The 22094-nt window shown below is 42.2% G+C and carries 21 protein-coding genes; 15 read left to right on the top strand and 6 right to left on the bottom strand.

Annotated features, from left to right (window positions below; translation table 11 throughout):
* The first annotated feature begins 11 nt into the window (after positions 1-11).
* The 11 genes from DVG78_RS02210 to DVG78_RS02160 all read left to right on the top strand — a co-directional run bounded on the left by DVG78_RS02210 (position 12) and on the right by DVG78_RS02160 (position 12433).
* Positions 12-371 (top strand): DUF4180 domain-containing protein, encoded by a 360-nt coding sequence (locus tag DVG78_RS02210; protein ID WP_114459424.1) that lies wholly within the window; start codon positions 12-14, stop codon positions 369-371.
* A 144-nt stretch (positions 372-515) separates the two neighbouring features.
* The gene (locus DVG78_RS02205; protein ID WP_114459423.1) at positions 516-1031 is read left to right on the top strand and encodes an SgcJ/EcaC family oxidoreductase; all 516 of its coding nucleotides are present in this window, start codon (positions 516-518) and stop codon (positions 1029-1031) included.
* Positions 1032-1321: 290 nt separating this feature from the next.
* A complete protein-coding gene (locus DVG78_RS02200) occupies positions 1322-2278 on the top strand; it encodes a nitrilase family protein (RefSeq protein ID WP_114459422.1) in 957 nt (318 codons plus the stop codon).
* Positions 2279-2334: 56 nt separating this feature from the next.
* On the top strand, positions 2335-3189 hold the full coding sequence (locus DVG78_RS02195) for an alpha/beta hydrolase (protein ID WP_114459421.1): 855 nt from the start codon (positions 2335-2337) through the stop codon (positions 3187-3189).
* 132 nt (positions 3190-3321) lie between these two features.
* Positions 3322-4011, top strand: coding sequence for a response regulator transcription factor (locus DVG78_RS02190; RefSeq protein ID WP_114459420.1), 690 nt, complete (start codon positions 3322-3324; stop codon positions 4009-4011).
* Positions 4008-5402 carry a sensor histidine kinase gene (locus DVG78_RS02185; protein WP_114459419.1) on the top strand — a complete coding sequence of 465 codons (1395 nt, stop codon included), beginning with the start codon at positions 4008-4010 and terminating at the stop codon, positions 5400-5402. The genes DVG78_RS02190 and DVG78_RS02185 overlap by 4 nt, the downstream gene beginning before the upstream one ends.
* A 222-nt stretch (positions 5403-5624) precedes the next feature.
* Positions 5625-7889 carry an AAA family ATPase gene (locus DVG78_RS02180; RefSeq protein ID WP_199563179.1) on the top strand — a complete coding sequence of 755 codons (2265 nt, stop codon included), beginning with the start codon at positions 5625-5627 and terminating at the stop codon, positions 7887-7889.
* Between the two features lie 368 nt (positions 7890-8257).
* On the top strand, positions 8258-8845 hold the full coding sequence (locus DVG78_RS02175; protein WP_114459418.1) for a Crp/Fnr family transcriptional regulator: 588 nt from the start codon (positions 8258-8260) through the stop codon (positions 8843-8845).
* A gap of 101 nt (positions 8846-8946) precedes the next feature.
* Positions 8947-9747 carry a bifunctional 2-polyprenyl-6-hydroxyphenol methylase/3-demethylubiquinol 3-O-methyltransferase UbiG gene (gene ubiG, locus DVG78_RS02170; protein ID WP_114459417.1) on the top strand — a complete coding sequence of 267 codons (801 nt, stop codon included), beginning with the start codon at positions 8947-8949 and terminating at the stop codon, positions 9745-9747.
* A gap of 757 nt (positions 9748-10504) precedes the next feature.
* Positions 10505-10984, top strand: coding sequence for a hypothetical protein (locus tag DVG78_RS02165; RefSeq protein ID WP_114459416.1), 480 nt, complete (start codon positions 10505-10507; stop codon positions 10982-10984).
* Between the two features lie 6 nt (positions 10985-10990).
* Positions 10991-12433 carry a SulP family inorganic anion transporter gene (locus tag DVG78_RS02160; protein ID WP_114459415.1) on the top strand — a complete coding sequence of 481 codons (1443 nt, stop codon included), beginning with the start codon at positions 10991-10993 and terminating at the stop codon, positions 12431-12433.
* A gap of 68 nt (positions 12434-12501) precedes the next feature.
* Here the strand turns inward: DVG78_RS02160 and DVG78_RS02155 are convergent, their stop codons facing one another.
* From DVG78_RS02155 to DVG78_RS02145, 3 genes are read right to left on the bottom strand one after another with little or no spacing between them, the layout of a single operon-like run.
* Entirely contained in the window at positions 12502-12828 is a 327-nt protein-coding gene (locus DVG78_RS02155) for a LytR/AlgR family response regulator transcription factor (RefSeq protein ID WP_158549947.1), read from the bottom strand.
* A gap of 5 nt (positions 12829-12833) precedes the next feature.
* Positions 12834-14378, bottom strand: a complete 1545-nt coding sequence (locus tag DVG78_RS02150) for a tail fiber domain-containing protein (RefSeq protein ID WP_114459413.1) — start codon at positions 14376-14378, stop codon at positions 12834-12836.
* Between the two features lie 42 nt (positions 14379-14420).
* Positions 14421-14891 carry a hypothetical protein gene (locus tag DVG78_RS02145; protein ID WP_147276961.1) on the bottom strand — a complete coding sequence of 157 codons (471 nt, stop codon included), beginning with the start codon at positions 14889-14891 and terminating at the stop codon, positions 14421-14423.
* Between the two features lie 283 nt (positions 14892-15174).
* On the opposite strand from DVG78_RS02145, the gene DVG78_RS02140 reads away from it, so the two are divergent.
* The 3 genes from DVG78_RS02140 (at position 15175) to DVG78_RS02130 (ending at position 18451) form a co-directional block, all read left to right on the top strand.
* A complete protein-coding gene (locus DVG78_RS02140; RefSeq protein WP_114459411.1) occupies positions 15175-15825 on the top strand; it encodes a response regulator transcription factor in 651 nt (216 codons plus the stop codon).
* A 23-nt stretch (positions 15826-15848) separates the two neighbouring features.
* Complete coding sequence (locus tag DVG78_RS02135; protein ID WP_114459410.1) at positions 15849-17687, top strand: tetratricopeptide repeat-containing sensor histidine kinase; 1839 nt, start codon at positions 15849-15851, stop codon at positions 17685-17687.
* 236 nt (positions 17688-17923) lie between these two features.
* Entirely contained in the window at positions 17924-18451 is a 528-nt protein-coding gene (locus tag DVG78_RS02130) for an RBBP9/YdeN family alpha/beta hydrolase (RefSeq protein ID WP_114459409.1), read from the top strand.
* Between the two features lie 92 nt (positions 18452-18543).
* Here the strand turns inward: DVG78_RS02130 and DVG78_RS02125 are convergent, their stop codons facing one another.
* The 3 genes from DVG78_RS02125 to DVG78_RS02115 all read right to left on the bottom strand — a co-directional run bounded on the left by DVG78_RS02125 (position 18544) and on the right by DVG78_RS02115 (position 20943).
* A complete protein-coding gene (locus DVG78_RS02125; protein WP_114459408.1) occupies positions 18544-19077 on the bottom strand; it encodes a hypothetical protein in 534 nt (177 codons plus the stop codon).
* A 627-nt stretch (positions 19078-19704) separates the two neighbouring features.
* Positions 19705-20385, bottom strand: coding sequence for a DUF4386 domain-containing protein (locus DVG78_RS02120; protein WP_147276959.1), 681 nt, complete (start codon positions 20383-20385; stop codon positions 19705-19707).
* Positions 20386-20478: 93 nt separating this feature from the next.
* Positions 20479-20943 carry an Lrp/AsnC family transcriptional regulator gene (locus DVG78_RS02115; protein WP_114459406.1) on the bottom strand — a complete coding sequence of 155 codons (465 nt, stop codon included), beginning with the start codon at positions 20941-20943 and terminating at the stop codon, positions 20479-20481.
* Between the two features lie 194 nt (positions 20944-21137).
* On the opposite strand from DVG78_RS02115, the gene DVG78_RS02110 reads away from it, so the two are divergent.
* Positions 21138-22091, top strand: a complete 954-nt coding sequence (locus tag DVG78_RS02110) for an NAD-dependent epimerase/dehydratase family protein (RefSeq protein ID WP_114459405.1) — start codon at positions 21138-21140, stop codon at positions 22089-22091.
* Positions 22092-22094: the final 3 nt, after the last annotated feature.

Below are 22094 nucleotides of genomic sequence, written 5' to 3'. Positions count from 1 at the left end.
TGCATTGAAAGATGAAAATTCAAACACACCAACGCAACGGCGTGAAAATAGCCGAGGTCATTTCAGATACAACCGTGATTGGCAACGCCGAAGAAGGACTCGATTTATTGGGGAATCTGTATTATCAGGATTTTGATAGAATCTTCCTTTACCAACAAAATATCACCCCTGATTTCTTTGATTTAAAAACGGGTATTGCGGGCGAAATACTTCAGAAATTCTCTAATTATCGGGTTCGTTTGGCCATTGTGGGCGATTTCAGCGCGTATCAGAGCAAAAGCATTAAAGACTTTATTTTTGAGAGCAACAAGCACGGACACGTCAATTTTGTTGAATCCAAAGCGGAAGCAATTGAGCGATTATCCAAGTAAGGCGCCTGCCCTGTTTGTGTATATCCAACGCAACAATACTCAAACAAACTGATTTTTATAGCGCCATTTTGGAATACAGACAGTAGAGCCGTCCACGCTTTTTTGCTAACTTGAACGGTCAAAATCCTAAGCTCAACAAATCCCATGAAACAACGCTTTTTAAAGAAACCAATTGGCTTTCTGGCTATCGTGTTTTGGGCAACAGCTACCCAAGCCCAAAGCCCCACCGACTCCGTGGCAATTCAGAACATTATCAATGAAGAAGTGGTGGCTTGGAACAACGGAGATGCCCAAACTTACGCCAAGCATTTTGCCACCGACGGTACATTTACCAATATTTTAGGGACTTTTTTTGTGGGACAAAACGAGTTTCAGGCGCGGCATGACCAGATTTTCAAAGGGATATTCAACAAAACGGTGATGAAACAGGAAACGGTTTCCTTCAAATTCGCCAATCCTGACGCCGTCATTGTCGAAACCCTCACGTGGGTTTCTGGATTTTCAAATCAGGGCCCTCCCCGAGGCGCTTACCTTGACGAAAAGGGGCGTTTACGCACCCGACTTTTGCAAGTGATGATTCGTCAAGGAAATGCGTGGAAAATTGTTGCGTATCATAATGTGGACGTAAAACAGGGAATCCCCGTCCCTGAACCCCGTTAGTAAAATTTAATTTAAAAAATGGATGAAGTCAGCACTTTCAACTTTTGTGTTCTTCTTTATCCCAAAACATAAAAAACACCTGTTGCAAAAAACAGCCAATCAATACTTGTACTCTAAAAATCAGCATTAAAAAATTGCGGATTCTAAAGGTACAAAAGTTCTAAAATGTGGTTATTCGCTCAAAACAAGGAAAATAATCACTTTTGTAAAAACACGAATAATAATACATCGCGGTAAACAGTAAATCTTCATTTACTAATGCCAGCGTGACAATCAATTCTCAGTATTCCATGAACAAGTTGAAAATAGCGACGGCTCAGTTTGAGCATAAAAGCGGCGACAAATCCTATAATTTATCAGTCATTGAAAAGCTATCCCAAAAAGCAGCGGCAAAAGGCGCAAACGTCATTGCTTTTCATGAATGCTCGATTACGGGTTATACGTTTGCACGGCATCTTTCCAAAGAGCAAATGCTTGATTTGGCAGAATTTATTCCTGCCGGGGAAAGCATTTTAAAACTTACCGAAACCGCAAAAGCCCATAACATTGTTGTATTGGCGGGACTTTTTGAAAAAGACGAACATGACCGTCTGTTTAAAGCCTACGTGTGCGTAGACAAAAACGGATTGGTGGCCAAATACCGCAAATTGCACCCGTTCATCAATCCGTATTTAACACCCGGTGACCAGTATTGCGTGTTCGACATTCAGGGCTGGAAATGCGGCATTTTGATTTGTTATGACAACAATATCATCGAAAACGTAAGAGCCACAAAGTTGCTGGGGGCCGATATTATTTTCATGCCTCACGTCACGATGTGTACTCCTTCTACCCGACCAGGCGCAGGTTTTGTAGATCCAAAATTGTGGGAAAATCGCGAGAATGACCCCACTTCGTTAAGGGCGGAATTTGACGGTTTGAAAGGACGTGAGTGGCTCCTGAAATGGCTCCCAGCCCGCGCCTACGACAATGCCATCTACGCCATTTTTTCAAATCCAATCGGCATGGACGACGACCAATTGAAAAACGGTTGTTCGATGATTATTGATCCCTTTGGAGATATTATTGCCGAATGCCGTTCGTTCGACGATAGCTTTGTCTGCGCTACGCTCATTCCCGAAAAATTGACGCAGGCAGGCGGCCACCGCTACATCAAAGCAAGACGGCCCGACTTATACAAAGACATCGTCGGGCAGTCTCACCAACCAGAACAAAAGGTCATTTGGCTGAATACGGATGAGAAATGAAGTAAATACTGTACCGTTAAAAACCATCTGTAAGCCTTGACTTTTCACCACTTTTTATGAAAGCAGCCTTTTCCATACTCTCGCTACTTTTCTGTATTACACTGTCTTTTGCTCAGTCAAGTCCTTCCAAGCCCTTTGTACTCGGCCTGATTGACGAAATAGCGTCGGAGCAACTGGCGGAAAAAAGAATCCTCAACATTTACCTTCCCGAGGGTTACAACAAAAACGACACGCTAAAATACCCCGTTATTTATCTCCTGGATGGCTCGGCCGACGAAGACTTCATCCACGTGGTCGGGTTGGTACAGTTCAATACTTTTTCGTGGATCAACCGCATTCCCAAATCCATCGTGGTGGGCATTGCCAATACCGACCGCAGGCGGGATTTTACGTACCCAACGAGCATTGAATCCGACAAAAAGCGCAACAAAACCGCTGGAAAATCCGAAAAATTCATCGCTTTTCTGGAAAAAGAGTTGCAGCCATACATCGAGCGCACCTATAAAACGACCAACTCAAAAACACTCATCGGGCAATCGCTGGGCGGGCTTTTGGCCACCGAAATTTTACTCAAAAAAACCACTCTTTTTACCAAGTACATCATCATTAGCCCGAGTCTTTGGTGGGACAATGCCTCGTTACTAAAACAATCTTCTCTCCTTTTTGAAGAATCTTTCAAGTCCAAAACGGACGTTTACATCGGGGTTGGGAAGGAAGGACTTGCCCCGAGCGACATCCCGCACGTAATGGAAGTGGACGCAAACCTGCTGGTAGAACGACTCAAAACGACGAAAAGCAAAAACGTCAGTGTTCATTTTGATTATTTGCCGCAGGAAGACCACGCCACCATCACCCACCAAGCCATTTTTAACGCGTTTCGACTGCTGTATCCTTCGGGTAGTGCCAAATAAATACGGTCGCTTATCTCATCTAAACGATAATTCAACGTTCAAAACGTTCTTTTTCTTCGTTACTTTGCCAAAATTGACTTGAACAAAGCCCCATAAAATCAGTATTCCATAAACAGTAAAGACGAAGAGTACATGAAAAAAATACTGCTGGTAGAAGATGAAACAAGCGTAGTAGACTTTATAAAAAAAGGATTGACAGAAGGAAATTATGAAGTATCGGTCGCATTTGACGGAAACACCGCCATCAATATGGCCTTAGAATCTTCGTTCGACCTTTTTATTTTGGACATTATGTTGCCCGACAAAAACGGCCTTGAAGTATGTAAAGAACTGAGAATCAGAAATATCAAATCTCCCGTTCTTTTTCTGTCGGCTTTGGGCACGTCCGAAAACATTGCCCTCGGACTGAACATTGGGGCCGATGATTACCTCGTCAAGCCTTTTAAATTCATTGAGCTGCACGCCCGAATTAACGCGCTTTTGCGACGCTCCTCTCAAAAAGAAGACAGTCAAGAAGAAAAATCCAAAAATGTATACCTCATCGGCGACTTAATGGTCAACGATGATGCCAAAACAGTCGCCAAAAACGGCAACGTCATTTCTTTGACCGCCACCGAATACCGCTTGTTGTTGGTTTTATTAAAAAATAAGGGAAAAGTCCTTTCAAGAATAGATATATTGGAGAGTGCTTGGGATATTAATTTTAATTTGGGCACCAATGTCGTAGATGTTTATATTAATTATCTACGCAAAAAAATTGACCCTGAAAATGAGTTGATTCATACGGTTGTTGGGATGGGGTATATTCTAAAAGAGAAATGAAAACACAAACTAAAATAGCATTATTATTGGGCATACTTTGTATATCCATTGTTATTTTATTCAGTACCATTATTTACTATTTTTTAAATAATTATTCGTACGTTGATTTTTATAAAAGGCTCGAAACTCGGGTGCGCATTTCGGCCAAATATAACTTCAACAGCGACACCCTTGATGCTGCCTATCTAAAATCCATTAAAAATCAGCACCTCGAAAAACTCGAAAAAGAGAAAGAATATATCATTAAAATAACGCCCGAACTTACGCTTGATTCGCTATCTAAAAAACATAAATTACCGAAAACTTTTTTAGAAACATTATTGAAGGAAGGTAAGGCACAAGAAAAAGAGGGAAGCTTTTTTTTCGCGGGCAGTAAAATTCAAAACGGACCCAATCAGCATCTTGTGATTGTATCGGCCGAAAATTACTACGTCACCCACCACCTCATTTTTTTAAGAAATATGCTCTTTGGGAGTATTGTGTTGTTGGTGCTGATTGTGCTATCGCTCTCGGTTTATTTTTCAAAACACATTTTCAAACCCATTAAAGAAATTACGGACAACGTAAAACAAATCAGCACCGAAAATATCCACCTTCGCCTCGAAAACAACAGCGTCAACAACAACGAAATCAGTGAGCTGATAAATACCTTTAACGACCTACTGAGCCGAATTGAAACGGCCTTTGAAACCCAAAAGAATTTTATCAGCAACGCCTCTCACGAGCTAGGCACTCCGCTGACGACCATCATCGGCGAGGCCGATGTAGCCTTGCTCAAAGTTAGAACTCCCCAAGAGTACGAGCAATCCCTGAACAGTATTCTCCAACAGGCCGAACGGCTCGACCAAATCACCAAATCCTTGCTTTTTCTGGCCCAAACGGGCTATAAAGGGAAGACCATCGTCTTTGAAATGCTGCGCATCGACGAAATTATCTGGGAAACGAAGGGGCTGATTGACAAGCTTAATCCCGACAATAAAATCTTTGTTGACCTGAACCTGCTGCCCGAAGACCCCAAAAAGCTAAAAGTAAAAGGCAATAAACAACTGCTGCACCTCGCCTTTGCCAATCTCCTCAACAATGCCTGCAAGTACTCAAACAACAGCCCCGTAACGGTCCATATCGCCTCCAGCAACACGCAGGTTGTCATCATTATTGAAGACCTCGGCATCGGTATTCCCGAAGCTGAAATGGCCTACATCTACGACCCTTTTTTCAGGGCTTCCAACACCAAACTGTACGAAGGCTACGGCATCGGACTCCCGCTGACGCGCAACGTGATTAACCTTCACAAGGGCGAGCTTCTGGTTAGTTCAGCCCTCAATGCGGGCACCAAGGTGCAGATAAAACTCCCGCTGATTCAGTTCCCACCCACCACAGCTTACCCATAAAACGGGCAACTAGGAACTAGCCTTACTTTTGTGGTTGCGACGCCCTTCCTCTTTACCAACTCAATGCCACCTTTCATTGCCTTGTTTGGCCTTGTAGTATCCCATTCCGAACACTTCAGATACCGTTTGATAACTATTTTATGGGATTGACGTAGAAAAGAGGAATGTTTGTCTTTATTAGGGATAAAACGCCTTAAAAAATCAACGGCGTCAAACAGGCAAATGGATAAAATAGGATTGGCTCTCGCCAACAGACTTCACCCATTTGCCCTCTGTTATGCCTCATGCTCAAAAACGACACCGCTTATCAAGATTGAAATGATAACTAAAATAAACCTAAATAAAATATCGAGCTACAAAAGCCAAACGGCTTTGGAAACCGATAAAAAGGTAAACCTTATTTATGGCTTAAACGGAACAGGAAAGAGTACGTTTTCAGATTATTTACACCAACAAGCAGACGAAAAATATAAAAGTTGTTCTGTTGAAGGGTTAGACGATAATCACAAAATACTTGTTTACAATCAGACTTTTATTCAAGAAACCTTTTTTGAAGCAGAAAATTTGAAAGGAATATTTACCCTTTCAAAAGAGAATAAAGAAGCTGAATCAAAAATTGCAAATGCTCATAAGGAAATTGCAAAACTTGAAGTTGAAAAAGTCAAAAAAAAACAAGAACTTGAATTCGAAAAATTGTCTATAAATCAAAAGATAGAAAATGTAAAAAATATTATTTGGAAAATTAAAACAGATTATAGCGGAGGCGATAGAGTTTTAGAGTTTTGTTTGGAAAATTTAAAAGGTTCCAAAGAAAGTTTGTTTAACCACATTGGTGGTTTAAACAAGCCATCTCAAAAACCAACAAAAAGTATTGACGACCTAAAAAATGATTTACAATCAATATCAGGCGACAACGCTCAAAAATATTCAGCTTTATCTCAGATCAGATTTGATACTCAAGACATAGAAACCGAATCCATTTTTAGCAAACAAATCGTAGGAAATGAAAACAGTACGGTTTCACAGCTAATCAAGGTGCTTGGCAATTCTGATTGGGTAAAGCAAGGTTTACAGTATTTACCAAAGGAGCAAATACAAGAAAACGCAACTTGTCCATTTTGTCAAGAAAAAACTATTTCAAACAATCTAATAGAAAGTATCAAAAATTACTTTGACGCTTCCTATGAGGAAGATATAAATTCTTTAAAATCTTTTTTAGACAGGTATTCACAAGCAATTCTAAATATTCCTGATAAGTCTGTTTTTGAAGCAAATCCCAAATTTGAGACACACAAAAAAGATTTTGAGATAAAATTTAGTACATTTATTAAAGTTATTGAAGGCAACAAGAAACTGATTGAAGATAAAATCAAAACGCCAAGCGTCTCTATTACACCCAAAATTTCTACAAAGGCACTTGAAGAAGTAAATGATGTTATTCAAAAAGTCAACGAACTTGTTGATGAACACAACAGAAACATTGACCAAAAAAAAACTGTAAAAACCAAAATTAAAAATACTTTTTGGGAAATAATGCGTTGGGATTATGACCAAACTATAAGCTACTTAAATGCTACCAAAGCGGCATCAAAAATCAAAATAGAAACATTAGAAACCGTTTTAGAAGAAATTTCAACAAAAACCACTTCTCAAAACACAATTATTTCGGATCAACAAAAACAAACTGTAAATATTGAGGAGGCTATAACGAACATCAATAATGGGTTAATTGATTTAGGGATTACAGATTTTGAAATCAAAAAACATTCTGACAATTTTTACAAGATTGTGCGAGGTGAAAACCAAGAAAAAGTTTTTCGATCGTTGAGTGAGGGAGAGAAAATGATTATCAGTTTTCTGTATTTTATTGAATTGTGTAGAGGAAAAAAAGAAGCAACAGAAACTGGGAAAAAGAAAGTAGTTGTTATAGATGATCCGATTTCAAGTTTATCTCATATTTATATCTTTAATGTCGGCAGACTAATTCACAATGAGTTTTTAAGAAGCGATAAATACGAGCAGGTATTTTTGCTTACACATAGTTTGTATTTCTTTTACGAAATGACCGATACAAATAAGGAAAGACGAAAAGAACAGCAAAAACTTTTCCGACTTAGAAAAAACGAAACAGGTAGTGAAATTCTTGAAATGAGTTATGAAGAAATTCAAAATGATTATCATGCTTATTGGTTTATCGTCAAAGACGATAAGCAACCTGCGGCTTTGATTGCAAATTGTATGAGAAACATAATTGAATATTTCTTCAACTTTGTAGAAAAGAGCGACTTGAACAACGTATTTCAAAAAAAAGAAATGCAAATAAATAGGTTTCAATCGTTTAACAGATATGTAAACCGTGAATCACATTCGCTTGGACAAAATATTTTTGATATTAAAGAGTTCAATTACCAAGACTTTAAGGACGCTTTTGCAGAATTATTCAAAGTTACAGGATATGAAGACCACTATAAAAAAATGATAAAATGACAAAAGTACGAAGACATAACAGGCGTTTGGCTCAATGACAGGTAAAATGCTTCATTGAACATTCTACCTCGCATCAACTTTTGTGGTGTATTGACAGTTTTGTGTTCCAAAATCCGCCACTGCACTAAGCGCCAAAACGTTATGGGCAAGTTTATAAAATGTCATAGCTTACACAAACTGACAAGAAGAAAGTGGAGACCAGCGGCCACTCAAAAACGGAACAAAACCGAAAAGCCTTACGAGATAGGAAAAAGCAACACAAGAAATTCATGGAAAAAGTAACACAAGAAGTCTATGCAAAAATAGACAACGATTATTACAAAGGAGAAGGTGATATTAGATGGCAATAAAATTCAATCTTACACTTTATGGAATTAGACGGACTTTACCAAGATATCAACAATAAGGTAGGAAGTATGACCAAAGCAGAATTTGAAAGCATTCGACCATGCTTCAAACGTATGACAACCATGAGAAAGCAGATCTTGGTCGCTGAAGGAGACTTTAACAACAAGCTTTTTTTTGTGGAGAAGGGTCTTGCTTATAACTATAAGACGCTGGATGACGGACAAATCAGAGTCATTACATTTGCGAGGGAAAACGAGTGGATTTCTGATATGGAAAGTTTTATTTCTGGCAATAAAGCTCAATTGACCGTTGAAACATTTGAAGCTAGCTCACTCTGGTTTCTATCAAAAGAAGATTGGGAACTGGCTTGTATTAAGAGTCCAAAAATTTCGGTATACTCACATCTACTTTATTCTCAGTGTACCAAGAATCTGTATTCTCAGGTTTCCGAGTTGGTTTCCAAGGATGCTGAGGCACGATATAGTCAAATATTGACAAATATGCCCGACTTGCTCCAAAGGGTACCACAATATCTCATTGCAGCGTACCTCGGCATTTTGCCATCATCACTTAGCCGCATTAGAAGCAGTAAAAAAGTAATTTATTAGCATAGGCGAATGACTTTCATTTCTTCAAGTAGTTTTTTTGTAGAAAACAAGGGCGAAACCGAATAGCCTTACAAGTAAGAAAAAGCAAAACAAGAAATGCAATGGAAAAAGTAACACAAGAAGTCTATGCAAAAATAGACAACGATTATTACAAAGGGGAAGGTGATATTTGGTGGCAACCAGATTCAATGTTACACCTTCTGAAAACAAGTCTTAACCCTTGCAGAGTTGGCTATTTTAAGAAAGTACTACACAAACTTGCTATAGACCCGCAGGGCAAAACAGCGTTAGAAGTTGGTTCAGGTGGCGGGATACTTACAGAAGAAGTTGCTAAACTGGGGTTCACTACCACTGGGATTGAGCCTGCCGAACAATCATTAAATACAGCCATCAACCACGCACGCCTTAGTGGTTTAACCATTAAATACGACAAAGGATTTAGCGAAAACCTTCCTTATCCTGACCAATCATTTGATTGTGTAGTATGTTGCGATGTGTTGGAACACGTCATGGATTTGCCCAAAACAATTTCAGAAATTTCAAGAGTATTAAAACCAAACGGTGTATTTTATTATGATACGCTGAATAGAACTTTCATTAGCAAATTGGTCGCTATTAAAATTTGGCAGGAATGGAAACGTTGGGCGTTTATGCCACCCAATATTCATAACTGGGATATGTTTATTAAGCCCGAAGAACTAAAAACACTTCTTGCCCAAAATAAACTGGATTGGAAAGAACATAAAGGAACATCACCAAGTGTTTCCATTCCAAAAATGTTGGGTTATTTAAGAAAAAGAGTAAAAGGAGAATGGGGCTACGCTGAACTTGGCAAAAACTTTCAATTGAAAGAAAGCAATGATATGAATATATTTTATATGGGCTATGCTATCAAGCAATGATTGTTCTTTGCCCTGCCAAAACAAGAAAACCTGCCCATAAACGGCATTTGGCAAAAAAGCGGGTTCAGTGGTTAATTGAACATTCTGCCTCGCGTCCATCCCGCTAGCTAGCGGGATGGTGTATTGTGTATTAATAGTGAACTGTTTCGTAATCGCCCCCTTCGGTTAGCCGCTAAACTGTTAGACTACCTCCTCCTGCTCAGACACCGCCCAAAGTGCTTTAAGCCATTGTTGGTGTTTAAGCCAACTAAAGCAAGCAAAGGCCGTTTCTGTGGGTGATACCTTCTACTTACCCAATGCTCCACCGTGGTCTGTGTCCTCACAGACTTACTAAAAGCCTCCCTGAAAACGATTTTTAAGCAGACTTAATAAAGGGTAAGGTCTGTGGAGACACAGACCACGGATTCCTTCCACTTACCCTATGCTGCAAGGCGGTGTTTTGCCTTGTCCCACCGGCTTAGTCGGCAAAATAATTCCTTTCTTATCAATTTCTCCACCGTGGTCTGTGTCTTCACAGACTTACTAAAAGCCTCTCTGAAAACGATTTTAAAGCAGACTTAATAAAGGGTAAGGTCTGTGGAGACACAGACCACGGATTCGGGATTTCTTCTACTTACCCTCTGCCGCAAGGCGGTGTTTTGCCTTGTCCCACTGGCTTAGTCGGCAAAAAAATTCCTTTCTTATCAATTTCTAATCTCATTCTTAGAGGCTCTTAATAACGCCAAAATAGTTTTGTGTCCATAACCTAACGCAAGGCATGGCAACAAAAACTATTTTAATCCCTACCGATTTTTGTGTTGCATCGCTCAACACTTTGAAACTCGCTTTGGCATCGCATATCGACCAACCCACCCGGGTGGTGCTTATTTATGCCGAATACCCCGACAATTCAATTACTGAATTATTATTCTATTCGGCAGAAAATAGAATAAAAGCCCTCGTCACCAATGAGTTTAAAGAAGCCCTCGAAATCATTAAAAATCGCTTTGAAGGTAAGCTATTGGATATTTCAATTGACTTATTGACCATGAACACCAATGGCTATTTGAATAACTACGTAGACGCCAACAAAATTAACGAAATCTACCTTCCTAAAACCTATCACTTAAAACCCGCAAAAAATGGATTTAACCCCTTACCCATCCTGAAAAAAGCCAAGGTTCCCGTCACAGAAATTGACTGGGGCACCGATTACAAGCAAACAGAACAAGAACAATTAATTGCACTTTTTATTTAAAATGAAATGAACAAGAAATTATTTCCTACCACGCCCGCTACCCGCCTGAAACTCTTCTTTACTTTGTTTGATTCCCGCTGGGAAGACCTGACAAGAGACAACTGGGCCAAAACCGTTTATCGGGATTTTAGCGCGGGGCTGATTGTGGCCATGACGGCCATTCCGATGGCGATGGGCTTTGCGATGGCAATGGGAATGCGCCCCGAACACGGCATCATTGCGGGCGCGTTGGCCTGCGTGGTTGGACGTACTTTCGGCGGCTCCAAATACCAAGTCTACGGCCCTACCGCCGCGTTCATTCCCGTCATTGCGGGCTTGATTACCAAATACGGCCCCGCCAATGGTGGCGATTTTGAAACGGCCCACGGGTTTTTGATTTTGGTTTCTATGATTTCTGGCGTTATACTCATCATCATGGGTATTTATGGTTTTGGGCGCTACGCCAAGCTTGTCCCCAATTCCATTATTGTGGGCTTTACCATCGGTATCGCGGTGGCTATTGCACTCACAAACGTGGAAGATATTCTGGGCATCGAATCATTCAAGGATTTAATGGGACAAGACGAAGACATCAAAGGCGGTTTGATTCATAACCTGACTACGGCGTTTGGGAACATCGACAAAATCAACGGTTGGTCGATTTTTTTGGGGCTGATGACCTTCGCTTTAACCAAAACTTTACTCCGAATTTCTGTATTCATTCCCGGGCCAGTCATTGCGATGGGACTGGCTACGCTGCTTTCGGCCACCTTTCTAGCCGATAAAAACATCATTTTGGTCAAAGACCTTTACGGCTCTATCCCCAACAATTTCTTTGTATTTACGCCGCCCATGCTACCCGCACTGAACGGCAGCGTTGTCATTGATATTATCTATTTTGTCTGTGCCATCGTGTTTGTGTCGGGTGTTGAGAGTATTCTTTGCTCCTCGATGGCTGATAAATTGGCCAACAACCAAAGAACGCCCTTTAATCCCGACAAAGAGTTTTTTGGGCAAGGAATGGTGCAAATCCTTACACCGTTGGTTCAGGGTTTCCCTTGTACTGGAGCGCTGGCCCGCACCGCTACGAGCATCAAAGCAGGCGCCCAAACGCCGTTGGCAGGTTACTTTAAAGCAGCTTTAAAATTGGCCATGGCCTACAATTTGGCCCAATATCTCGAACTGATTCCGATGGCTTGTATCGGGGGCATATTGGTTTGGGTGGCAAGCAACATGATCAAACCCTCCGAAATCCGCGAAATCAAGCATCAGGGTAAGTTTGAGTTTGCCATGATGACCTACACGGCCTTTATGGTTCCGCTGACCGACTTCCTGACGGGTGTTCTGTCGGCTTTGATTATCTATTTTGTGGTAAAAGCGGTTTTCAAACGTAAAACAAAAGATACGCCTGGCTCAGAGTTAGAAGCGGAGCCGATGGAGAATTCTCACGCCTCCAACTCTCAAAAATAATTTCAACTCCCGAGTCAGATAACTGCCTCTATCCGCCAAACATTTGGTGGGTAGAGGCAGTTGTTTTTTTAGCGTCGTATTTTCTGTTTAAAATACGAATTGACACTCGGCCACCGCCGACGCGCTACGGCGTAGACTTTGCCGTCGGTCAGCTTGATTTGTTTCGGAAAGATACTTTCCACAAATCGCAGGTTGATGAGGTAACGCTTATGAATTCGGAGAAATTGACGGTGCGGCAGTCGCGGTTCGAGTTGTTCCAAACACTTCGACACCAACAATCTCTGTCCGTCGGTCAAATGGATACAGGAATAATTTCCGTCACCAGTGATGCAAACAACCTTCTCAAAATCAACGTATTGACCCGCCTCAAAGGTAGTTAAAGTAAAGAGAATCATGGTCATTACTCTTTGGTTCTGCTTGATTGATTCAACACGTCATTTTTGGCCGAAACAACCGTTTTTAATTGGTCAATTTCTACCCGTTGCTCCGCAATCATTTCCCGCTGTTCATCAATCAATGCCTTCAACGCTTTAATGGATTCGACCAGCATCGGGTCAAAATCACCGTAGGTAGCCGACAAATATCCATCAGCATGTTGCTGAACTTTGGTCGGGAATATCTCTCTCAACTCTTGTGCAATGAAGCCAAATTGCAGGTCTTTGCCCTTCTTTTCGTCAATCCAACGGTAATTTGCGCCCTTCAATTGCAACACTTTTTGGAGTATTTCGTGACTGTCGAGGTAGGTAATATCTTTTTTCAAACGGCGGTCTGAGGGCGAATCCCAGTTGCCACCGCCCACGGTTTTATAGGCATTGCCCTCTACCTCAAGTCGATAGCTTAACGTTGGCAGTCGTCCCACCCCCAAATTACCCGGTCCCGAAAGAGTCATATTTACCACAGGCGTAGTACCTGCGGCCGTGGTTGTTATGAAATCAATGGCGGCACCCGTGCTGGTCGGGCTCCAGTCGGCGGTGGTTCGCATTTCGATACGCGCTTTGGCGTTGGTAAAATTGTTTCCGTCGTAGCCTCGTGCCCCAAAGCGGGCCAGAATATGGCCATCCAGCGAAGGCCCGGGGGCATTTATATTCCCGCCTGCCGATACGCCAAAAAATGCGGGAGCGTCGCCAAATCGTTTCACGGCAATGCCATCATCGGTCGTCGCCAACACTTCCAGCGGGTAGGTCGGCGTACTGGTATTGATTCCGATATTTCCATTCTCAGCAATGGTCATCCGTTTGAGGGGAATGTCGTTGTTGATGGGCGTGGTATAAAAGTTGATTTCGGCCCCATTTTCGGCACTGGCCCAAGTTTCCTTCGACCGGATTTCCATGCGGGCTCCTTCTTCAAAATAGCTACCATTGTGGCCAAGCCCTTCAAAACGGGCCAAAATTTGGTCGTTGGTCGAGGCCGAAGGGGCGTTTTCCGTACCGCTCGCATGACTTCCGTAGATGTGTGAATTATAGGTATTGCCGTTGCCGTAGGTTCGTACGCCCATACCAGCGTTGCCCGCCACTTCAAAATCAACGAGTGGGTTATCGGTTCCAATTCCCACCCTTCCGTTTTGATTAATGACCATACGCGCCAATTGGTTCGTACTGCCATTTTCCGTGGTTAAAAATAGCAAGCGGGTTCCGTTTTGGGTGGTATTCCAATTTTGGGTAGCCTCAAACCGAATAGCACCTCTTGAGTCCGTAAAGGTGGTTCCGTTGTGTCCCGCCCCTTGAAGGATAAAAATATCGTCACCCGAGGCGACTGCCGTGGGCAGCGCAAGCGTACCATTATGCCGTTTAGCAAAAATATTGGGAGGATTGCTTCCTTGTAAAATGATATTATCACCCGCTGTGCTTTGTTTTGCCTCCATTTGGTTGGGCGTAATCAACACACTCTGAGCCAATAAATTAGAGGCCAAAAAACTAAAGATTGAAATAAAAAATAGCTTTTGCATGATTTTGAGAGTTGAGGTAAAAGATGGAAAAAGAAGCGTCTGTTATCGAAACCGGACAGAAAACTCTCCGCTGGTGATGTTGATGGTTTTTATGGGATTTGTAAATGATTTGGCAATGCCCGAAAATCTCCCCTTAATGACTTCCGCGGTTTTCTCGGTGATTTCGATTTGCCCTGAACCATTGTTAAAATTGGTTCGGTACACCACTTTGTCGGTATCTTCAAAAAAGATAGCGTTTTTGCCGTTGCATTGGTGTACCCCTACGCCCTTAGTGGACTCCAAAGTGATGTACATGGTACGAGGCGTAGCAGTTTTTACATTTTCCAACTCAGTTCCATAGATAGTATTGGACGTATTGCTAAAAACCACCGCATAGGCACCTATTTCATTTTCAATAGTGTATTTATTGCCTTCAATCGTGCACGAAAAAAAGAAAGGACTTACGTTTTCTTTTTTGGAACAAGAAGCCAAGACTGTCAATAATAAGACGAATGATAAATAGCGCTTTTTCATGGTTTCAGTAACGTGTTTAGGGTTGCTTATCAAACATGGAATGAAGTCCGTAAAGATTTTCTGTTGGCAAAATTCAGATTTATATACATACCAAAACATCGTGTAAATAGGGATAATAACACCCGATACGTTTGACTAAACAGTATATTCTAGTGAATCAGAACCGTTAAGTAAATTTTCGGGTCAATTAAAGCCCTCGACCCTCCGATTGTTTGTAGATGCGCGAGTCATTTTCTAATTTTAATTGCCAAAAAGAAGTAAAAAGTGACTTAAAGAAGCCGCAATGATTAAGCTCTGCCTAGTAGATGACCACGAATTATTGCTACGCGGATTGGCCGCTATCATCGAAACACAGCATGATTTTGAGGTGGTTAAAACCTGTACCTCTGGCCAGAATACCATCGACTTTTTGGCCACAAAACCTTGTATTGACATTTTAGTACTAGATGTAAATTTACCCAACTCCGACCCCGAAGATTTGCTGTCGAAAATCAGGGCGACGCACCCACAATTACCCGTCATTTACCTCACCATCTTGCGCGGCTCACGCCTGTTTCATCGACTCCAAAAACTTGGTTTTCAGGGATATTTATTCAAGGATGCTACCTACGAGGAGGTTTTTGAGGCCATTAGAACGGTGGCTGGCGGCGGAACCTACTACGCCAAAAACATTGAGCTTGACTTTTCAAAAGACCAATCCATTCACCAAAATGGATACATCACCAAAAACTCGGGCGTTATTTTGAGCAAACGCGAAAAAGAAATCTTAACCCTCATCTGTCAGGAATACAGCAGCGCCCAAATTGCCGCTAAACTCTTTATCAGTGTAAGTACCGTCGATACGCACCGGCAAAATATCATGATTAAACTGGGGGTGAGCAATACCGTAGGTCTGGTAAAATACGCAATCAGTTATAACTTGATTGACAATTAACAACACTACATACTCCTCTGATTATGAAACAGTTGTCATTTTTTCTTTTGTTTTCTATGGTTTGCCTAAAGCAGGTCTTTGGGCAAGTTACCGAAACATCCATCCGGGCAAAAATTGACAAAACACTGACCTTCTACGAATCGAAAAAGGACTCCATCAAACTGATGGCCGAACAAATTCGGGCCGATGCCCAAAGCATCGGATTAAAAAAAGAAGCCCTTTATTACCATCGTTTTATGGGTTTTTACTACGAATACGACGGCAAAATCGACCTCGCCGTCAAGTCATACTTGACGCTTTTGAAAGAAGCTGAAAAGAATCAATTTTTTGATGAAAAATACCAAGCCATCGGCGACCTTGTCAACGTTTATGTGGGTACGGAGCAAAATGAAAAAGCAAAAATCCTGTTGTTTAAAGGCGTCCTTGAAGGTCAAAAAGAAAAAGCAAATCCAAGACGACTGTCCACTTATTACACCAATCTCGGCGTGATTTACCGCAAAGAATCCAAGTTTGACAGCGCCTTTTATTACTACACGCAGGCCCTTAATATCAAAAAAAACATCAAAGATTCAGTCGGCATTGCCACGGTGTATATCAATCTGGCTACCCTGCTCATCAAACAGGGAAAATACGCACAGGCCAAACCTTACATTGAAAAAAACATTGCTTTTCACAAAGCCATTCACTCCGACGAAGACTTGTGGTATGACTACGGAAATATGTCCGAAATTCACCTCAAATTGAATCAGCGCAAAGAAGCCGAATGGTATGTAAATGAGTGCCTCAGGATTGCGAAAAAAAGCGGTTCAAAGACCAAAGAACACTTTTCCATGAATTCTCTGGCCGACCTACACCGGTATTTTGGCGACTACAAAAAAGCCTATGAGTACTACGCCATTTACGATAGTTTGGGAAAAGAACTGATCAACGCCGAGACCAATAAATCCATTGCGCAACTGAGAGAGCAGTACGAATCCGAGAAAAAAGAGCAGGAAAATAAACTCCTCAATCAGCAATTAAAACAGGAACACCAACAGCGGCTCATCTTCGGCATCAGCTTTTTGGGCTTGCTGCTGTTTTCGGGCGTGATTGGGTATTTTTTGGTCAAGAATCGGCAAAAGAACAAAATGCTGAACGAAAAAAATGAGCTTATTGAGCGTCAAAATACCCGATTGTCGGACCTAAACCGCGAAAAGAATCAGCTCATCAGCATTGTATCTCACGATTTGAGCACGCCGTTTTTGGTGATAAACACGTGGAATTCCATCTTAAAGATGAACGTGGATGCCGCAAATACCAAAGCCCTGGAAGCCGTCAAAATCATCGAAAAAAGTGCCAAACAGGGAATGAACTTGATACAAGACGTACTAAACGTTGAAAAAGCAGAAACCAACAAACACACTCTCCAGCTCGAAACCTTTGATTTGCAGACCCTAACACAGGAGGTACTCGACGAGTTTGAGGAAGCAGCCCACGCCAAAAATATTCAACTGCTTTTTGACCCAGCCCCTCAGCCTTTGCATCTCCTCTCCGACCGACACTTGGTGCAGCGGGTACTTGAAAACCTCCTCTCCAACGCCATTAAATATTCCAATCCAAACGGCCGTGTGTGGGTCAGTGTCGAAAAAAAAGACGATACCATGGTACTGCACGTCAAGGATGAAGGCATTGGCATCGAAAGCGAGCACCTACCCCATTTATTTGAAAAATACAATACGGCCTCAGCCGCCACCACTGGTAAGTCATCTACGGGCTTGGGACTGAGCATTGTAAAACGGATTTTGGACGAAATCGGCGGAATCATTCTTTGCAAAAGCGAACCCGGAAAAGGAACAGAATTTACGGTTCGATTGGCGGTGTAAGTAAAAAATAGGAATAATTTCAAAGCCAAAAAATCAACCTAAATCGCAATTAACTTAACGATTATGACTATGAAACCACTAAAAGCTCCCATCTACTTCTTCCTTCTTGTAGGCATCAGTTCATTTACGATGACGACAGGTAATGTTATCCAAAATAATATGAGTGGAACGATAAATGTCACTTAAAATTATCCCTAAATTGCAATAGATATACCAACCCATTATTCTCAGCACAAATGATACAGTATTTTACGCTGCCCGGCTACGGAAACTCTCCCGCCCAGCATTGGCAAACTCATTTTGAACAACAATTGAGCAATTGTCGACGAATAAATCAGAAAAGATGGACGGGGGTAACCTGCGAAGATTGGACGAGCGAAATTGAAAAAACGCTGAAAGACCTCGACACCTCCGAGACAATCTTGATCACGCACAGCCTTGGCGGGATTGCCTTGGCGCATTGGGCGGCCAAACATCCCCAAAAAATCAAAGGTGCCATGATTGTGGCCCCTCCCGATATCGACAACCCCTACATGGATTTGTCACTGCAAAGTTTTGCACCCATCCCGCTGCTCCCTCTCCCTTTTCCTTCGGTAGTGGTCGCCAGTACCAACGACCTCTGGACCTCCATGGAGCGGTACAAGTTCTTTGCCGAATCTTGGGGTAGTAAACTGGTTTCCATCGGCGACGCAGGCCACATCAACGTCCATTCTGGTTACGGACGCTGGGACGAAGGCTTGGAAATTCTCAAAATGCTCGTTTGATAGGTTTTGTTGGTGAAAAAACACCAATAAAGCGCACAAAACACCACCAAAGGCACAAAAGACCCAATTCTGGTTTCAAACGGATTGGGGTCTTATTTTTTTATCAGCTGATGGGTGGTATCCCTAACTGAGGGTGGAATGCGCTTCATCAAAGACTCCAAAGATTCTATCTTTCGGTACAATACCTGAATTTCTTTGCTCTTTTTCTTATCCTCCAGATAGTCAAAAAGGATGTGGTCAAACGCAAGCAATATAAGAACCAGTGCAAAACAGGAGGGTGATACCCTTATACCGTCAAATTTGTCTTTTAAAAATTTAAGCATTATTGTACGCTCCTTCTCTTTTCTAAGTTGCCACGCATAGAGGCTCCCCAATTTAACAACTTCATTTCCACGGCCTGTGATACAGATTTCGTACTTATGTGCCTCTGCCCTGTCGGCACAAACGACACATATCCTATTCTCAGCCAATCGGTTAAGTACTCTTTTTATTTCTTCTTTATTGCACTGTTGTACGGTTGTCAGTTGTTCAATCAATAGCCCAATATTCAATCTACCGTTATGTTTGGCCACGATTTTAATAATTTGCTCAGCCATTGCAAACTGTGTTTCAGTAAGCGTCGTCATTCTGGAATACCTTAAACTTTACCGACCATTTCTGATTGAAATGGCCCTATCAATGATTTTAGTTAAGTGATATTAGGGGCAATTAATTCAATGTATACCATAAATACAACCGACAGTCTATTTTTTTGGACTTTTTGGAATAATTCAACCAGCCAAAAAAAAGCCCACTTTTAAGGTACTCCTTTTGATTGTTAATGTACCTTTTTTAGTTCAAAAAACAGAAATCAATATAAATACGCTACCTAGTATACGTTAGTTCGTTTACCCATAAAAAATCTAGCGCTACATTACTGGCAAAAACAAATAACCCCAAAGAGCATGAAGGTTTTCCTTTGAGTTTTTAGTGGTTAATAATCTTGTCACGTTTTTTTGTAGATTCACCAATAGCCCCTAATTTGGATAACTTTATGAAACTGCAATTTAAAACTTACTACCCTGCAACAAACAGCCTATAAACCTATCAACAGCCGCAACAACATTACAGAAATCGACGCTTGATTGAGATCCGATTTAAGGGCCTATCTATCTAAATTTCAAACCCTTACTTCCAAATCCCCAACTCGTTCGCTTCATTGGGGATACGCCCGAATCGTGGAGTAGAAAGCGAATCCTGAAAGTGAAATAACGTTAGCTTCCCCTCCCTCCTTTCCACACCAGCCAGCCCGCAAGCCCCAATTCTCCAAGGGCCATTGGCGCACTCAAGACGGCGTCTACCGTGGCTTTGTAATGCTCATAATTTGGCAAAAGAAGCTGCGCCATATTGGCAAAAAGGTAACAAACCGACGCCACAAGCATTAAGATTCCCAGAATTTTGGAAATAAAACCTGACCGGAGCATCAAATAACCCAGTAAAAACAAATGACCGCCAAAAACAATTAACCCCAACGACCACATCGCCAAAAAAGCCCTAAAACTGGTCATCGTCAAGGACACACTTTGCGCCTGGCCCGTTACTTCTGGTAAAATATCCACCAGACTCAACAAAGCAACACCCAACAAAGCGGCGTAGACCAAGCGCAACCACGCCGAAAGCAACGACAATGATTCATTGACCTGCTTCATAAAAATATAAAGTGCCCAAGCCACTACCACATCCAGCATCAGAATGATGACAAACGAAAACAGCACCCAGCGAAACAGGGTCGTCGATTCGTTCAGGTTTTTCAGCGTGGCGGGGCCATCGTTGGCCACGTAGATATTTCCAAATCCGTACCCGTAGGCAAATCCCGCAATGAGGGCCATTGCAATCAGTGAAAGGCCCGCCACGAGGGCCATTTTGGGGTTTGTTTGGTGTATTCTGGTATCCATTTTTTTGCTTTTTTGTGAATGATGGCCCAAAATTACCGCCCGCAAATTCTCTATCCATTGACTTTGGGTAAGAAATGAAATCGGGCCAAACTTCTACCCCACCCGATACCCCAAACTCTGCTTAATGACCTTCAACGAAAAAGTACTGTTGAGCGTGCCGATGTTTTCGATTTTAGAGAGTTTGTTGCGCACAAAACCGTGGTATTCGTCCAGACTTCCCATGTTTATTTTCAACAAAAAATCTACTTGACCCGCCATGTGATAGCATTCCTGCACCTCTTCTAGCTTTTGAATTTCTTTTTCAAAGTTTTCGATAAACGCCTTGTCGTGGTAGCGCATCGACACCTGACAAAAAATCGTGATGGGCTGCCCCAACAGTTCTTTGTCCAGAATGGCCACGTATTGTTTGATAAAACCGAGGTTTTCCAGCCGCTTGATGCGTTCATACACAGGCGACAGCGTCAGGCCGAGCCGAGCGGCCAATTCTTTGGTGGTTAGCTTCGCATCGGCCTGCAAGAGGCGGAGCAGTTTCTTGTCGATGTCGTCGAGTTGTTCCATACCGAAAATTTTTCTTTCTATACTATCTTCTTTTAATACAATTCAATAAAAATAACTTCATTATAAATAATATACCACAATATTAACTGATTTTACGGTACTATTTTACAAATTCTAACGGCCTAACTACTTTTGTGCCGTGAATTACACTTCATCATTCTTCCAAAAATCAGTTACTCAACACCCATTGAACCATGAAGAACGAAACCATTTTAGTCATCGGGGCCAACGGGCAAATCGGCACGGCACTTTTACCACGCCTCCAAACAATGTACGGATTCGGTAACGTCATCGCTACCGATATTCGCCAAACGGGACACGAGGAAGCCATCTTTGAAGTTTTGGATGCCACCAACGTAACGGCACTGGCCGACATCGTTCAGCGGCACGGTGTTACTCAAATTTATCACTTAGCGGCCGTACTCTCGGCCAAAGGCGAAGCAGACCCATTGTGGGCGTGGAACCTCAACATGCAGACTTTACTCAACGTTTTAGAAATAGGCCGAACGTTTAATCTAAACAAGGTTTTTGTACCGAGTTCAATTGCCGCCTTCGGCGAACATGCCCCCAAAGAAGAAACGCCGCAGTCTTCCGTCTTGGACCCCGCCACGGTCTACGGCATTAGCAAAGTAGCCGCCGAAAATTGGTCGGTGTATTACCACAAACGCTACAAATTGGATGTACGCTCGCTGCGTTATCCGGGCGTTATCAGCTACCAATCCATGCCCGGTGGCGGCACCACCGACTACGCCGTGGCCATTTACCACGAAGCCATTCAAGGTCATCATTTTGAATGTTTTTTGGCCGCCGACACCCGTTTGCCCATGATTTACATGGACGACGCGCTCCGCGCCACGCTGGAATTAATGGAAGCCCCCGCCGATAACATCACCATTCGTACGTCTTATAATTTAGCGGGTATGAGCTTTACCCCCGCCGAATTGACGGCCTCTATTCAGCAGCATTTCCCTGATTTTAAGGTAACTTATGCGCCCGATTTTCGGCAAGCCATCGCTGATTCATGGCCCAAAAGCATTGACGATTCGGTTGCGCGGCAAGATTGGGGCTGGAAACCCGCGTTTGATTTACCCAAAATGACGCACGAAATGATTACCCATCTTAACGAATTGTATCACGTAACTGCTTAACAC

Source organism: Runella aurantiaca (genome assembly GCF_003339505.1).
Taxonomy (GTDB): Bacteria; Bacteroidota; Bacteroidia; order Cytophagales; family Spirosomataceae; genus Runella; species Runella aurantiaca.
Note: the sequence above shows the minus strand (reverse complement) of the source record. Positions and strands in the feature narration are given on the sequence as shown.